General features: G+C 64.6%; 11 protein-coding genes. 6 read left to right on the top strand and 5 right to left on the bottom strand.

Annotated elements, in window-relative coordinates:
* The first annotated feature begins 60 nt into the window (after positions 1–60).
* Complete coding sequence (locus GNK13_RS00540; protein WP_164100480.1) at positions 61–972, top strand: SDR family oxidoreductase; 912 nt, start codon at positions 61–63, stop codon at positions 970–972.
* A 378-nt stretch (positions 973–1,350) separates the two neighbouring features.
* Complete coding sequence (locus tag GNK13_RS00535) at positions 1,351–3,327, top strand: ATP-dependent helicase (RefSeq protein ID WP_164100479.1); 1,977 nt, start codon at positions 1,351–1,353, stop codon at positions 3,325–3,327.
* A gap of 234 nt (positions 3,328–3,561) precedes the next feature.
* On the opposite strand, the gene GNK13_RS00530 is transcribed toward GNK13_RS00535, so the two are convergent.
* From GNK13_RS00530 to GNK13_RS00520, 3 genes are all read right to left on the bottom strand, one after another.
* The gene (locus tag GNK13_RS00530; RefSeq protein WP_164100478.1) at positions 3,562–5,079 is read right to left on the bottom strand and encodes a DUF4332 domain-containing protein; all 1,518 of its coding nucleotides are present in this window, start codon (positions 5,077–5,079) and stop codon (positions 3,562–3,564) included.
* Positions 5,080–5,549: 470 nt separating this feature from the next.
* Entirely contained in the window at positions 5,550–6,269 is a 720-nt protein-coding gene (locus GNK13_RS00525) for an RsmE family RNA methyltransferase (protein ID WP_164100477.1), read from the bottom strand.
* Positions 6,270–6,507: 238 nt separating this feature from the next.
* Positions 6,508–7,473, bottom strand: coding sequence for an alpha/beta hydrolase (locus GNK13_RS00520; protein ID WP_164100476.1), 966 nt, complete (start codon positions 7,471–7,473; stop codon positions 6,508–6,510).
* A gap of 322 nt (positions 7,474–7,795) precedes the next feature.
* Here GNK13_RS00520 and fusA point away from each other — a divergent pair, with 322 nt between their 5' ends.
* Positions 7,796–9,880 carry an elongation factor G gene (gene fusA, locus GNK13_RS00515; RefSeq protein ID WP_164100475.1) on the top strand — a complete coding sequence of 695 codons (2,085 nt, stop codon included), beginning with the start codon at positions 7,796–7,798 and terminating at the stop codon, positions 9,878–9,880.
* Between the two features lie 176 nt (positions 9,881–10,056).
* Positions 10,057–10,764, top strand: a complete 708-nt coding sequence (locus GNK13_RS00510; RefSeq protein ID WP_164100474.1) for a thioredoxin family protein — start codon at positions 10,057–10,059, stop codon at positions 10,762–10,764.
* A gap of 378 nt (positions 10,765–11,142) precedes the next feature.
* On the opposite strand, the gene GNK13_RS00505 is transcribed toward GNK13_RS00510, so the two are convergent.
* Positions 11,143–12,756 carry a hypothetical protein gene (locus GNK13_RS00505; RefSeq protein WP_235934692.1) on the bottom strand — a complete coding sequence of 538 codons (1,614 nt, stop codon included), beginning with the start codon at positions 12,754–12,756 and terminating at the stop codon, positions 11,143–11,145.
* Between the two features lie 45 nt (positions 12,757–12,801).
* Positions 12,802–13,968 (bottom strand): potassium channel protein, encoded by a 1,167-nt coding sequence (locus GNK13_RS00500; protein WP_164100473.1) that lies wholly within the window; start codon positions 13,966–13,968, stop codon positions 12,802–12,804.
* 117 nt (positions 13,969–14,085) lie between these two features.
* On the opposite strand from GNK13_RS00500, the gene GNK13_RS00495 reads away from it, so the two are divergent.
* Both GNK13_RS00495 and rpiB read left to right on the top strand, forming a co-directional pair.
* The gene (locus tag GNK13_RS00495; protein ID WP_164100472.1) at positions 14,086–15,252 is read left to right on the top strand and encodes a Sua5/YciO/YrdC/YwlC family protein; all 1,167 of its coding nucleotides are present in this window, start codon (positions 14,086–14,088) and stop codon (positions 15,250–15,252) included.
* Positions 15,253–15,274: 22 nt separating this feature from the next.
* Positions 15,275–15,865 carry a ribose 5-phosphate isomerase B gene (rpiB, locus tag GNK13_RS00490; RefSeq protein WP_164100471.1) on the top strand — a complete coding sequence of 197 codons (591 nt, stop codon included), beginning with the start codon at positions 15,275–15,277 and terminating at the stop codon, positions 15,863–15,865.
* Positions 15,866–16,011: the final 146 nt, after the last annotated feature.

Raw genomic sequence — 16,011 nt, 5'->3', positions numbered from 1 at the left:
GAATTGAGTGGAACAGGGCTGAGAAACACACCTCACGCACACGCTCCGGAGGGGGAGGCTATGGCGATTCAACTGAAACCGATCGATCAGCAAGTGATCGTGATCACGGGGGCCTCGAGCGGGATCGGGCTGGCCACTGCCGACATGGCTGCCGAACGAGGAGCGAAGCTGGTGTTGGCCGCCCGCAGCAAAGAGACGCTCGACAGCATCGTTCGCCGCTACGCCGAGCAGGGGGTCGAGGCGGTCGCGGTTGCAGCCGACGTGGGCGTGCGCGCTCAGGTCGCGGAGATCGCTGAAGCGGCGATCAGCCGGTTTGGCCGAATCGACACCTGGGTCAATGATGCCGGAGTCTCGGTGTATGGGCTGCTGGAGGAGGTCAGCGAGGAAGATAGCCGGCGGTTGTTCGACACCAATTTCTGGGGCGTCGTCAACGGATCGCTCGCAGCCCTGCCCTATTTGAAGGCCGGGGGAGGAGCGCTGATCAACGTCGGCAGCGAAGTCTCTGAAGCGGTGATTCCGCTCCAGGGGATGTACTCGGCGTCCAAGCACGCCGTCAAAGGCTTCACCGACGCACTGCGGGTCGAATTGAAGCTCGGGCAGGCTCCGGTCTCGGTGACGCTGGTCGAGCCCACGGCAGTGAACACGCCCTACCCACAGCACGCAAAGAACTACACCGATCGCGAAGCGGCCCTGCCCACGCCCCAAATCGATCCGGCGAAGGTGGCCGATGCGATCCTCGACGCGGCGACCCACCAGCGGCGGGAGGTCAAGGTGGGGATGATGGCCAAGATCAACACCAACATGGCTCACTTGGCACCCACGATCGCCGACTGGATGGCCAGCAAGCAAGCGGACCGTCAACACTATGACGAGCCGCCGAGAGATCGCGCCGGAGCGCTCTACGAGGCGTGTGAAAAAGGAGCCGGTCCCTGCGGCCGAACCCACGGCCTGGGAGCCCGAGGCGAAGTTTGAGGAAAGGTGCCAGCGGGTGGACGGTCGGGGGCAGCCACCAAAGGACACGGAATCGCACGGAAGGAAGCAGCGATCCGCATTCTCCACGTTATCTGCGGCCCGTCCCCCTTCCGCGCATCCATTCGTGTGATTCGTGTCATTCGTGGTTGTCCCCGACCACCGGCCACCGGCCACCGGCTACCGGCTACCGGCTACCGGCTACCGGCCACCGGCCACCGGCCACCGGCCACCGGCCACCGGCCACCGGCTACCGGCTACCGGCTACCGGCTACCGGCCTGCGGGAGTTGCCCCCTCGACCTGGATTCCGTTTTCTGCTCATTTTGTTCTGCTTCTTGGCTCTCCCCTTTCGGTCGCCCCCTTCCGGGCACTCCGCACCGATGAATGGACTCAATGCTCCGCAAAAAGCGGCGGTCGAAACGCTTTCCGGTCCCCTCCTGGTTTTGGCCGGAGCCGGTTCGGGCAAGACTCGCGTGGTCACGTTTCGGATCGCCAATCTGATTCGCCACGGGACCGCTCCGGACCGGATCCTGGCGGTGACCTTCACCAACAAGGCCGCCGGGGAGATGCAGGAGCGGATCGGCTCGTTGATCGGCAAAGGGGGAAAGTTCCGCAAAGGTCAGCCCCGGCCGGTGATCGGGACGTTCCACTCGCAGTGCGTCCGCATTCTCCGTCGCCACGCGCGGCGGCTGGAGTATCCCGAGCAGTTTGCGATCTACGACCGCGGCGATCAGGAATCGCTCGCCCGCGGCGTGCTGCGGCAATTGAAGCTCCCCACGGCGGCGATCCGCCCGGGCGATTTGCTGTCGATCCTCGGCACTTGGAAGAATGCTTCGATCGGACCCGAACAGGCACTGGCCGTGGCCCGGACCGACAAGGAGCATTTGGCCGCGGCGGCGTACCGGCGGTACCAGGAAGGTTTGAAGGCCTGCGGGGCGATGGACTTCGACGACTTGCTGCTGAACACCGAGCGGCTGTTTGCCCAGCACGAAGACATCCGCGAGCACGAAGCCAAACGCTTTGACCACGTGCTGGTCGACGAATACCAAGACACCAACGGCAGCCAGTATCGAATCATTCGAGCCCTGGCCGACGGTCACCGCAATCTCTGCGTCGTCGGCGATGACGACCAATCGATCTATGGGTGGCGCGGAGCAGACGTCACACACATTCTGAACTTCACCAAAGATTGGCCCGACGCCAAGGTCGTCCGCCTCGAACATAACTACCGCAGCGTGGGCGCCATTTTGACGATGGCCAACACGCTGATTAAATACAATACCAAGCGCCACGACAAACAGCTGATCCCCGCTCGGCCAGCCGGGACGCGTCCCCGCATCTTGCAAATGAAGGATGAGACCACCGAGGCGGAGACGATCGCCGGGGAGATCGCTCGGATGCTCGACCGCAAGCATTATGAACCGCGGGAAGTGGCGATCCTGTTTCGCACCAAAGAGCAGCCGCGGTTGTTTGAAACGGAGCTTCGCAAAGCCAAAGTCCCCTACGTCCTGCTCGGTAGTCAATCGTTTTATGATCGCCGCGAAATTCGCGACATCTTGGCGTATTTGAAATGGATCGACCAACCCGATGATGAGGTCTCGCTGCTGCGAATCATCAACACGCCGCCGCGAGGGTTGGGGGCCAAGACGGTTCAGGAGATCGTCCGCCGCGCGGTCGCGAGCGGCCGTAGCGCCTGGGCGGTATGCAGCGACGCGGCCGCGACTGAGGATCTGCCGCCGGCAGCGAAACGCGGTATCGACTCGCTGCGGATGCTGATCTCCGACGTGCGGATGAAGGCCAAGACCCATTCGCTCGCCGAAAGCGTGCGGACGCTGCTCGAGCGGACGCAGTATATGGATGAGGTTCGGCGGCTGTATGAGAATCCCGACGAACGGGAGGCGCGTTCCAATTCGTTGCAAGAAGTCGTCAATGCGGTCGCCGCTTATGAGGATCGCGAGAGCTCGCCGACGCTCAGCGATTTTCTCAGCGAAACGGCGCTTGCCGGGCGCGAGATGGGGAGCGAAAAAGATAAGGCGGCCGCCCGCAACGCCGTCTGGCTGCTCACCCTGCATGCGGCCAAAGGTTTGGAATTTCCGGTCGTTTATATGGTGGGGATGGAAGAGGGAATCCTTCCCCATCACCGCAGCGTCGCTGGCGAGGATGAGCAGATCGCCGAGGAACGTCGGTTGTGCTATGTAGGGATTACCCGAGCCCAGGAAACGCTCACACTCTCAATGTGTTTGGCACGCCGCAAATGGGGTCAGCTGCGGCCCACGACCCCCAGCCGGTTCCTCTACGAGATCACTGGCAAAGCGGACAATCCCAACAAATACCGCAAGGCAAAGATCTCGCGGTAAGCGGTGGTCCTGTCGGAAAACCTAACCGACACCCTCCCCCCGGGAGGGTCGCGAGGAACGAGCGGGGAGGGCGCCGGTTGCCTGAGACCGAGGGTTCGATCTTATTCAGCCGCAGGCGCTGGCCTCGGGCCTCTTATTGAGCCGTAGGCGCTAGCCTCGGGCCTCGCAGCCCTGGGATTTCCGCTGCAGAACCCGCGGCTAGCGCCGTCGGCTCAAGGTTCTCGGACCGTGATCTCACGCCGCTGCCGCGCGTCTTGCCGACGCGGCCGCTCGGATCCAGGCTCGCAGTTCGTGGTGCGGCGGAGGAGATCCGCCGCGGAGCGCCAGTCGCCCCTCCGGCGTGAGCGCTTGTCGGTGAAGTTTGTCGTGCAGCTCCTGGGGTTTGGCGGCTGCCAGGGTGCCGATGCTGCGGTATCCGGCGGCGACGAGCAGCCGGGCGTCGCGGGCGCGGATCTGCGGCATCGCGATCCGCAATCGCGTCTGCGCCTGCCAGCCCGAGATCGCTTCGACGCTGATCCAGCGACTTTCCGCTGGCCATCGCTGCTGCAGCCGCCGCACCAGCTCTTCCGGCGAGACGTCCAGGAGTTGCCGCACGGTAGCGATTCCGACGGAGCGGAGCTGGAGTGCGGTTTGCGGCCCGACAACGGCGGCTTCGTCGAGCGGGCTGGCTTCGCTGACGTAACGTTCTGCGGTGTCGTGCTGGTCGTGTCGCGGCAAGCTGGGGCATTCGGGTTCTTCCTCGAGCGAGTCCTCGCTGCCACTGGCGGCGACGATTCGCAGCCGCGTGGCAGCCGCCAGCCGATCGTCGCTGCGATTCTGTTCGAGGCGGAGCTCGGCGAACCGCCGCTCGCGATCCCGGACCGCGAGGACTTTGCGGAGCAGGCGGACGTCGTCCGGTGCGAAGGGGCCGACGTCGCCGGTGCGGTGGTAGTGCAGGAGCGCTGCGCGAATCTGGTCCCGCTCCCACACGCTCTGGCGGCGACGGAGGAACCAGCCGTACGGCATTCCCAGCACCGCCAGCATCGTACTTCCCCCGAGCGAGAGGACAGGCAGATGATCGCTCGCTTCGGTGGCCGCCCGGTCGAGGACGCGGGCCCAGCCGACGATGGCGACGCCGCAGAGTTCGGCGAGCGTATCGAGAGCCGCTTCGCTGAGCCCCTTGCGGGGATCGTCGCGACCGGCATCCAAGTCATAGGTCTCGACCAGCGTTTCGAACGACTGATGCGCCAGCTCGGCACCGCGGATTACGGCCGAGGAGAGCCAGTCGCTGCGGGTCGAGAGTCGAAACACGATGCGGAAGGAGTCGTCGCGCCAACGGGCGAGAATCGTGTCGTAGGAGTGAAAAATGCTCCACTCCAGCGGCCGATGGACAATCGCCTCGCGGTCGCTCTGCCCGGTGTGCAGCGGCTGCAGCGGATCGGTGAAGTAGTGGCTGAGGACGCCAGCGGCATGGGCCGCGTCGCTGTAGCGTTGGTCGCGAAGCAGTTGCTGCAGCCGCCCATACCATTGCTGAGCCGATTGGGGAGCGCCGCCCCAGTTGCCGTCGGCGACGTGGACGACGTGATTTTGAAAGTCGCGAAATCGCGTGTCCGGATCGCAGGCGCCCGAAAGATAACGCGAGTGGTAGCGGAGCAGCAGGCGAGCGAGCCGATGTCCCGGTTCGGAGCGGACGTGCCGCAGGGCATCGATTGCAAATAAGTGATGGGTGCTGCGACAGTGTGCGGCACGGAGGATGAATGATAAGCCTTCCATGGCGAGTACCCCGGTCGAAAGGGAAAGACGAGCACCGCGGACCCCGCCGGGGCTGGTACCACACAGCCCCGCACCACAGCAAGCCGAATCGAGAGAGGGCCACGGAAGGACACGGAAGAGCACGGAAGGGAGAGAGAAGGACCGCGGATAGCACGGAGAACGCGGATGACAGGGGAGACGCGGATGACAGGGGAGACGTGGATGACAGGGGAGAGAGGATGACAGGGGAGACGCGGATGACAGGGGAGAGAGGAACGGTGCCGGAGATTTGAAACGTCAGATCTGAGATTTCAAAACTCCATCTGCGCGCTCCGCGTCATCCGCAGTTCAGCTCCCCACCTTTCCTTCGTGCTCTTCGTGGTTCTCCAGTGTCTCAAGTCCCCGTCCGCGGTCCCTCTCCGTCCTCGCCTCCCCTTCCGTGCTCTTCCGTGTCCTTCCGTGGCTCCCTGCAATCGTCTCCCCCTCCCGGCTTAAGCGAGCACAATGCGGGCGACGATGGCCGTGGCGGCGGTCTCGATGCGGAGGATCCGCGGTCCGAGCGTGATTCGCTGCCATCCGGTTTCGACCGCTTGCTCGACCTCTGCATCGGTGAACCCACCCTCGGGGCCGACGGCGATCTGGACCGGCGAGTGCCCGTCGTCGCCGCCGCTTGACTTGAGAGTGACGGCGAGCGAATGGCCATCGGGATGGGCGATCAGGCTGGCTGCGTCGGGATCGGTCTGGTGCAAGTATTGCGAAAAGCTCGTCGCTTCGCCGATCTGCATCAGCCGGTTGCGGCCACACTGTTTACTGGCTTCGACCACGGCCCGGCGGAGCTTGGCGATCGCCGCCGGACTGGGAGCGAGCTGCGTCCGCTGGCAGACGAGCGGCTGCAGCTGCGTTACCCCCAGCTCGGTCAGCTTTTCGACCAGCACCCGAGCGCGGTCGGCTTTGGGGAGCGACGCGGCGACCGAGAGCGGGAAGGGGAGTTCGCGGTCGACGTTCCGCGGCGGCTCGGCCAGCACGAACACATGCCGCTTGTCAACCGACGTGATCTCCGCCTCCGCTTCGCGCCCATCACCACAGAACAGCACGACGCGGTCCCCCGGAGTCGCCCGCATGACCCGCGCCGCATGGGCCGCTTCGTCAGCAGGCAAGCCCAACGGACCGCCAGTCGGAGAAAGTTCGGGAACAAAGTAGCGGCGGGTCATCGGGCAAAGGGTTCAGGGTTCAGGGTTCAGGGAAGTATCAATTCGTACTCGTACTCGAAACCCCAGCGTTGGGCGCGAGTACGAGTACGAGTACCGCTTCGCTGAGTACGAGTACCGCTTCGCTGAGTACGAGTACCGCTTCGCTGAGTACGAGTACGAGCAAGATACTTCATCATCCTGCTTCCTTCCGTGCTCTTCCGTGTCCTTCCGTGGCTCCCTGCTATCGCCCGGTTCCCAGTTACTTGGCGACGAAGCCGTGTCCTTGGAGCCACGTTTTGCACAGCTCGGGCCAGGCCCCGGTGCCTTCGATTCCGGCGGCTAGCCCGACTCCGTGCTGGCCGTGCTCAAAGACGTGCAGCTCGGCCGGGACGCCGTGGTCGACCAAGGCTTGGTAGTAGACGAGGCTGTTCTTGACCGGCACGACTTTGTCGGCCGTGGTGTGGAAGAGAAACGTGGGCGGCGTGTCGGCGGTGACGCGGTTTTCGGTCGAGAGTTCGGCGAGCTGTTCGGCGGTGGCCTCTTCACCGAGCAGATTCCGCTGGCTGCCCACGTGGGTGTGGTCCTGGCCGAACGAGATCACTGGATAGCAGAGGATCGCGAAGTCGGGGCGGCTGCTGTGGCGATCGATCGGGGCCTCGGCTGTGTCGCTTTCGATCCCCTTGGTCGTCGAGACGCTCGAGGCGAGGTGGCCGCCGGCGGAGAACCCGATGATCCCGACGCGATCGGGATCGATGCCCCAGTCGGCTGCATGGGCTCGCATCGTCCGCACTGCCCGTTGGGCGTCGAGCAGCGGAGTGGGATGGCCGTAACCGGCCCCGGAGCGGCGGTGCCGATACATGCAGATTCCGGCCGTCACGCCCATCGAGTTGAACCACTCGGCGATCTGGGTTCCCTCGTGGTCCGAAGCTAAATGTCCATATCCGCCGCCGGGAATGATCACGACCGCAGCGGTCGGAGCTGCAGCCCTGAGGCCGTCGGCTTTCGATCGAGACGCGCGATACAGGACCAGTTCGGGCCGATCGCCCGCCTCGGTGCCGCGAGCGCCCGGAGCCCCCGACTGGCCTGGCGCCTGGTCGGGCCACAGCGGCATCCGCACTGGTTCGGCGGCGGCGGCGGAGCCGGTGAGCGGGAGGCTGCACAGGAGGCCGCACAGCAGGCTGGCCAAGAAAATTGCGGGAGTCGGCAGTGGCGGGCGAACTGGCATGGGTCTTGGTTCGTCAGAATCAGGGAGGAGAGAGACGGGGGGCGGAGCCCAGCGACGCGGCTCCTTGGACGCGGCTCATTGTACGTCCTCCTGCAGGCTCTCGCGCGGTTATCGATTGCCCTCTGTGGCGGTTGAATAAACCCTGGGGGAACGGGAAAATAGAGGGATTTGCTCTTTCGCGGGGTGCATCGCTCTGGCATATTTCGAGGCTGGTAGGCTGGCAGATCTTGCCGCTATCGATCCACACATTTTTCTTAGTCGCCATCGACCCACTCCCTGTGGAGTTGCTTCGGCGACCGCAAAGTTGGCTTAGGTGACACGAATGAAGTTGGAGAAGCTGCGGAACATCGGGATCAGTGCCCACATCGACTCGGGCAAAACGACGCTCTCCGAGCGGATCCTGTTTTACACCGGCCGCATTCATAAAATCGAAGAAGTCCGCGGCGACGGTGCCGGGGCGACGATGGACCATATGGAGCTGGAGAAGGAGCGGGGGATCACGATCACCAGCGCCGCGACCAGCGTCCAGTGGCAGGGCTATCCGATCAACTTGATCGACACCCCGGGCCACGTCGACTTTACGGTCGAGGTGGAACGTTCGCTCCGCGTGCTCGACGGGGCCGTGCTGGTGCTCTGCAGCGTCGGTGGTGTGCAGAGCCAATCGATCACGGTCGACCGCCAGATGAAGCGGTATCAGGTTCCCCGCTTGGCGTTCATCAACAAGATGGACCGCACCGGAGCGAACCCCCGCCGCGTCGTCCAGCAGCTGCGCGACAAGCTCGGAGCCGATGCGTTCCTGGCCCAGTTGCCGATCGGAGCCGAAGACAAGTTCGCCGGCGTGATCGACTTGATCGACATGACCGCGATCAAGTTCGAAGGGGCTCGCGGTGAAATCGTCAACCGCTACGAGATCCCCGCCGACTTGCAGGACGAGGCCGAAGAGGCTCGCGCCGCGATGCTCGAGTCGCTGTCGATGTACAGCGACGAGATGATGGAGAAGCTGCTCAGCGAAGAAGAGATCTCCAACGAGATGATCCACAAGGTCATGCGCGAGGCGGTTCTCGCCGGAGCGACCCCGGTCTATCTCGGCAGTGCTTACAAGGACAAGGGCGTCCAGCCGCTGCTCGATGCGGTCACGCGGTACCTGCCGAGCCCGATCGATCGCGAGATCAAGGGCCGCGACCCGAAAGACGAAAGCAAGCGGATCGAGCTCAAACCCGATGACGACGCTCCGTTCGTCGGCATGGCTTTTAAGATCGCCGACGATCCGTTCGGTCAGCTGACCTACATGCGGATCTACCAGGGGACGATCGAAAAGGGCGCTTCGTACGTCAACCAGCGGACCGGCCGCAAGGAACGGTTCAGCCGGATCGTGCGGATGCACAGCGACAAGCGGGAAGAAATCGACAGTGCCTCGGCCGGCGACATCATCGCCGTGATGGGCATCGACAGCGCCTCGGGGGATACCTATGCGGTCGAACGCGATTTCTGCACCCTCGAGTCGATGTTCGTTCCCGACCCGGTGATCAAGGTCGCGGTGACCCCGACCAGCCGCGCCGATGCCGACAAGATGGCCAAGGCGCTGCAGCGGTTCCGCAAGGAAGACCCGACGTTCCGCGTCTTCACCGACGACGAAACGAACGAGATCCTGATCAGCGGGATGGGCGAGTTGCACCTGGACGTGTACGTCGAACGGATGCGCCGCGAGTACAAGGTCGATGTCGAAGTCGGTGCGCCGAAGGTCAGCTACCGCGAAGCCCCGACCGCCGCGATCGAATTCAACCACAAGTACAAGAAGCAGACCGGTGGTAGCGGCCAGTACGGCCACGTCGTCGGAAAGCTTCTGCCGACCGAATCGGATGCCGAAGGCAGCTTCGAGTTCGAAGACAAGGTCGTCGGTGGTCGGATTCCCAAGCAGTACATCCCGGCGGTCGAAAAGGGCTTCCGCGATTCGCTCACCAAGGGACCGCTCGCCGAATACCCGGTGGTCGGTACGAAGATCATCCTCGAGGACGGCACCTACCACGACGTCGACAGCTCGGAAAAATCCTTCTACACCTGTGCTCAGGAATGCTTCCGCGAGTACTTCAAGAAGGCCTCGCCCGTGCTGCTCGAGCCGGTCATGAAGGTCGAAATCGAGTGCCCCGAAGACTTCCAAGGTCCGGTCGTCGGTAACGCGATCAGCCGCCGTGGTTTGATCACCAGCACCGAGTCGCGGGATGGCATCAGCTACATCGAAGCCGAAGTGCCGCTGGCGGAAACCTTCGGGTACGCCACCGACCTGCGGAGCATGACGCAGGGCCAAGGCACCTTCACGATGGAGCTGCTCGCTTACCGTCGTACGCCCGGCAACGTTCAGGAAGAAATCATCGCCAAGAAGAAGCAGCAACTGGTCGACGCCAAGTAGTCCGCCGGGGAGCCCTTTTTCGAAGCCGATCTACGACCGCCGCCGACCGAGCCTCCACCAAGAGGCCTGCGGTCGGCGGCGGTTTTTTTGCGCCTGCAGGTTTGGCGATACAATGGGCCTCCGCTGTGCGTCCCACTGGGTTCCTCTCCACGTCGCTTCCCCCCCGCTGGTGCCCGATGCAACTTCAACCGACTTCGGCTGCTCCGTCTTGCGTGCCTGACGCCTCTCCCCTGCACCGACATCCGGCCGCTAGGCGGTCGCTGTGCTCGCTGGCCGGCGTCGTGCTGCCGCTCTCGCTGGTCCTGGGTCTCGTCAACGGCTGGGCCAGTCCCGCGGCAGCCGGCAAATACAACGCGGTGCTGAGCGTCGGGGACGTCGCGCCCCAGTGGAAGGATCTGCCTGGCGTCGATGGCCGCCAGCACAGCTGGGAAGACGTCGCCGAGGCCGAGGTGGTGGTCGTGGTCTTCACTTGCAACACCTGTCCCTATGCCGTCGACGTCGAACAGCGGCTGGTGGCGCTCGACGAGAAATTCGCCGATCCGCGGGTCGCGATCGTGGCGATCAATGCGAACACGAAGCCCGACGATCGGCTCCCGGCGATGCGCGATCGCGCCGAGGAGCAGGGTTTTGAGTTCCCTTACCTGCACGATGCGTCGCAAGATACGGCCCGCGCGTTCGGAGCGACGACGACGCCCCAGTTCTTCGTCCTCGACGACCAGCGGCGGGTCGTCTACATGGGCTCGCTCGACGACAGCCCGGACGGCAAGAACGTCACGAATCGCTACGTCGAAGCGGCGATCGAAGCAGCCCTCGCGGGAACGAAACCCAAAGCAACCGAAACCGTCCCCGTCGGCTGCCGCATCCGCTTTCCCCGGCGACGGTAAGTACGTCAGGCTTTCCAGCCTGACACTCCCGTACGTCAGGCTTTCCAGCCTGACCCAAACGTACGTCAGGCTTTCCAGCCTGACACTCCCGTATGTTTCAGCCCAAGGGGCTGGCACAGGACAGCCCAGGGCAAAGTGAAGCGGCGAAGCCGCGGAGCGACGCCCTGGGTTAGGGTCGACGTGATAAACGGTAAGCCCTGAAGGGGCGCAACACGCGCCGCGCAGACGTCTGTTTCGCCCCTTCGGGGCTAGGGCGTGTGTGGGGTGCGCGTGACCCAGGGCGACGCTGTGCGGCTCCGCCGCGGCGCTCTGCCCTGGGCTGGTCTGTTATTGCCCCCTTCGGGGCGTGGCTGGCTCGGAGTCAAACGTACGTCAGGCTCACGCCTCCAGGGCGGCTCTTGTCCGGGCGATTAGGGCGTTGTCACGGTCGCCCGCTCCGGGGAGCAGGTAGGCGGCCGAGGCCAGGTACTGGTTTCGGAACTTCGGTGAGACCGCGCGGTAATCCTCGAGCACGGCCGAGCTGAATTTGTAGTCGTGCGAGCCGGTCCCCTTGAGGAAGACCAATCGCCGCGCCGCCTGCAACACCTCTTCGGCTTGGCCTCCCTGGTTGAGATAAGCCAGCATCTGTTCGGCCGCCTTGCCGCGATTCTCGCTGACGGTCTGGAAGATCGTCTCGACCGAGGGTCCAGCTTCGTTGGGTGCACCGTCCGAGCGGGTCTCGCCCTCAGCGTCGATGCGGAGGTCGCGAACTTGGCCACGCCCTCGCATCGCCTCGCGGAAGTAGGGGATGAAGGCGGCGTTCTGCAGCAGCACGCGCTGCCGCGTCTCGGCTTTCTTCGCCGTTTGAAACGCGTAGTGCATCGCGTTGGTCGAGGTGACCGAGTGCAACGCCACGATCCCCGGTTGCTGCATCAACGTCTCGCCGGAGGAAAGGAACAGCGCATCATAAATCGATTCGGTGCTGATCCCTTGGGCGAGCATTTTTGCGGTTAGCTCGACCGCCTCTTCGGGCGAGGCTGTCCGCAGAGCGGCCAGCAGATCAGCGGTCGCCGCCGGGTCGCTACGGCCGCCAATCCACTCGGGAGTCATCTCGGTCACGAAGCGATCGGTCCTCCGCCATGCTCGGTCGGGACCGAGATCACTTTGAGCCGGATTCGGTTCGCCGTGATGGTTCAGGAGCGCGTAGGCCAACGAGCGGAGCACCGGCTCGGCGTACCGCCAACCGATGCTGTGCAGGGTGCGGAAGGAGTTGGAGACGAAGATCGCTTTGTGGCCAATGCTGCGGAAATCGCGGCTGCCATAGTGAGCGAACAACTCGAACAGCTCATTCGCTCCGTGGGTTCGCGTGAGCCCCGCGACCGCGACGTCAGCCGCTTCGACATCCCAGTTCTCCATGGCGTCGATGAAGGCTTGGCGGGCGCGATGGGTCGGCGGCACCTTCGACTCGTCGACCGCGGCGAGCGTCCAGTCGCCTTCGCGGACGTCGGTCGCTTGGGCCGATTTGAAGTAGTCGAGAGCCCAAAAAATCGGCAGCCAACGGTCGCTGTCCGGTGAAGCCACGCTAGCCAAGTGCGCGCTGTTGACGACCAGCACGGCGTGGAATTTGAAACCGACCGACGGCCGCGGCTGGATGTTCCGCACGCCGGCCAGGAGCAGGGCCGCAAGGATTCGCTGGTAGCTGGTCCCCGATTGGATCTCGGCGGCGAAGGCCTCGATGACTTTCTCCCGCGGCGTTTCCTCGAGCAAGCGGACCAGCGGCTCGATGTCGGCGTGGAACTGGACCGCATCGGCCGGCAGCTTCGACTCCGCCGCGCTGACCGGTCGCAGCCGAGGCAGAAAACCGAGCTCGCCAGCTCCGAGCAGCGCGCTGCTCGTCGCGGCGGTGCGGAGGAATCCTCGGCGGTCGCTCCGCGGTCGATTCGAAAACGTTCCGGCGGCGGAACGCTCATGAGACAGGTCGAGGGACGGATCAAGTCGCGGTTCATCGGACACGGTCGGCTCCGGGGTGGAAGTGGAGACGTTGTGGGGTGGCGCTATTCATTGTACGGGCGCACCCGGTCCCTGCGGCACTTTCCCCGGCGTGCTGGCTGCGTGCAGCGAGCTGGCGGAGCGCGCGGGGGCCGCCTCCTTCCGTCCCCCAATCTGCTGCGACTCGGCGCTCTGCTGCGAATCAGCGATCTGCTGCAGCTCGGCGATCTGCTGCAACTCGGCGATCTGACGCTCCAGCTCGCCGAGCTCGCGGGTCATCTGTACGTGCTGTTTGCGAAGTCGCGCCAGGCGTTTTTCGGGCGAGTTGCCTAAGACGCGGTGGACGAGTTCCAGCAGCAACAGGGCGCGGAGCGTTTTCGTCGTCAGCCCCCGCAGCCGGTAGACGCGGGCCATGTTGGCCAACTGTTGCACCTTCGCCACTTTGGCGACTTTTGTCGCCCGCAGGATTCGCAGCGAGCGGAGGAAGGAAACGAGCGGTAGGAGGATGATCGCCAGATCGATCCAGTGCTCCTTGCAGTAGGCCAGCTTCCGCTCGGCGACCGAGATCATCACGATGAATTCCGCCGCGAAGGCGAGCCAAATCGCCCCGGTGCTGATCTGCAGCCCGATCCGCAGCCCCGGCGACTGGGCCACTTGATCCTTCAAAAAGTGCTCGGTCGCCAGGACCGGCAGGATCAGCAGGGCGATCGCCAGCATCGGGACGCTGAAGTGCCGCAGCAGCTCGCTGCGGAGCTCGTCGTTCGCCCTTCGCCACCCGAGCCCGGGCAACCACAGGCAATGCCCCAGGTCCGGGTTGCGAGCTCCCATCCGCAGGGGCGGAAACAGGCAGCAGGCGAAGCCAAACAGGTGAAACGAAAGCTCGCTGCGGTCCCAGGGACGGGCCGAGAGGTGGAAGGCGAATTCGAGCCAGAACAGTGGCCAAGCGACCAGCAGCGTGGTGATCGCCAGGAGCTGGAGGGCGTGGGTCGGGGTCAGGGCTGTGAGACTGGGGTCAGTGGGGGCGGGCGACGGGCGGACCGCGAGCGTCGTCGCGGCGGCTTCGGTGAGCATCCGCTCGGAGACGTGCGAGAGGTCGGACCAGAGCCCGACCAGCGTCGCCAGGGCGGCCAGGAACACGAGCGCCGCGGCGAACATCAGCGGTGCCAGGCGAGCCGCCAGGCGGCGTCGGACGGGGGCCGCCAAGCGGGGGCCGAGAGACGGGTTGCGGAGCTGCATCGGGGCTGGGGATCCGAAAGCCGCCGGTTGTGTAGGGTTCGTCACGTTCTTTAGAATAACCGATTGCGTCGCAGCGATTGCACGTCGTTTCTTGCTCCCGAGGATCCCGCCCCGTCGATGGCGAATGTGGTTGATTTACAGCGAGCCGAGGATCCCCGGGACATCGTTCACCGGGCGGTGCAAGTGCTGGCCGAAGGGGGCATCGTCGGCGTCCCAACCGAAACCGTGTATGGATTAGCGGCCTGCGGACTGTCCGAAGGGGCAGTGCAGCGGTTGGTCGAGCTGAAGCCGCGGGATGACGAGGCGCCGATGGCGTTGGCGATTTCCAGCGCCAGCGCGGCTTGGGATTACTTTGGCGATGCCGCTTCGCCGCTCGCCCAGCGGTTGGCCCGCCGCTGTTGGCCGGGACCGGTCACGCTGGTCGTTCCCTGCGACAGCCCCAGTTCGGCTGCCTCGCGGCTGCCAGCGGGAGTCCGCGAGCGGGTGATTGCGGCCGATGGCTGCCTTGGGTTTCGCGTCGTCGCCCACCCGCTTTTCGAGCAGTTGCACCGCTTTATCGCTGGCCCAATCGTCCTCTCCAGCGCCACTCCGACGGGGCACTCCCCCCCGACGACCGGGGCGGTGATGGGCAAGCTGTTTGGCGACCGCGTCCCCTTGCTGATCGACGACGGGCCGACGCGCTACGGAGGGCCGTCGACGGTCGTTCGCGTCGACGGGAACAGAATCCGAATTCTCCGAGAGGGTGTCGTGGAAACGGCTGCCATCAAACAATTCACGAAACCATTGCTGGTGATCGTCTGTACCGGAAATACCTGCCGCAGTCCGATGGCCGAAGTCCTGCTCCGCGAGCGATTTCGTAAACTCACCGGACGCGAGGATGCGGTCGGCGTGGTCAGCGCCGGGCTGAATGCCTTTGCCGGTGATCCCGCCGCCACGCCGGCGGTGGAGGTGATGGGGCGGCGGGGGCTCGATCTGACCGGTCACGCCAGCCAGCCGATGAGCGAGCAACTGCTGCAGCTGGCCGACGTGATCTTGACGATGACCCGCGGCCACCGCGAGATGCTCCTCGCGCGATACCCCGAAGCGGCGGACCGCGTGTACACCCTGCGGATCGACGGCGGGGACATCTCCGATCCCGTCGGCTGCCCGACCGAAGTTTACGAAGCCTGTGCGGACCAGATCGACGCCGAATTGGAACGCTGGATGGAGCGCTTGCAGCCCCAGCTGATCGACGACGATCCCCCCTCTTCCCCACCGACCTCCTCACCGACCGCCAATTCTTAAATCGCGCGGGAGAACCAGACAGATGTTGAGAATTAGCCTGGGCAGCGACCACCGCGGCGTTTCCATACGCCAGCGATTGATCCAGACGCTCGAGAACCACGATTACATTTGCAGCGATGAAGGGGCGTTCAGCACCAAGGCCTGCGATTACCCCGACATCGCCGCCACGGTCGCTCAGAAAGTCAGCCGCGGGGAAGCCGATCGCGGGATCCTGATCTGCGGAACCGGAATCGGAATGGCAATCACCGCCAACAAGTTTCCCGGCGTGCGGGCCGCACCGTGCTACGAGAAAGTGATGGTGGAAATGTCCCGCCGGCACAACGACGTCAACGTCCTCTGCCTCCCCGGGGATATGATCGGCGAGCGGCCGATCGACGAGCTCGTCCTGCTGTGGCTCAAGACCGAATTCGAAGGGGGCCGACACGCTCGCCGCGTGCAGAAGATCTCCGGCGTCGAAGCAGCCTTGGCCGCTGGCACCTTCGCCGCACCGTCGGCGGCCGAGACGCAGGCGGCCACCGCCGGCAAACCGAGCAACGGCGTCCAGTCGGGCGACGCCCTGCATCCCGGCTCCGGTACCCCCTCGGCCAGCGAACCCCCCGCCCCACGCTGCTAAAGCGACTCGGACAACCTCCCCGGGGGGGGCGTCAGGGGTTTTCTGACAGAGCCTAGCTGGACAGCGCCACTTTCTTACGCTGAATTGCCATAAAGTCAGCAGTGCCCAGCAGTTGGCTACCAAGTCGTTTAACGGCAAGCCGAAGG

This window comes from Candidatus Laterigemmans baculatus (assembly GCF_010367455.1).
Classification (GTDB): Bacteria; Planctomycetota; Planctomycetia; order Pirellulales; family Pirellulaceae; genus Laterigemmans; species Laterigemmans baculatus.
This window is presented reverse-complemented; position numbering and strand designations above follow the sequence as displayed.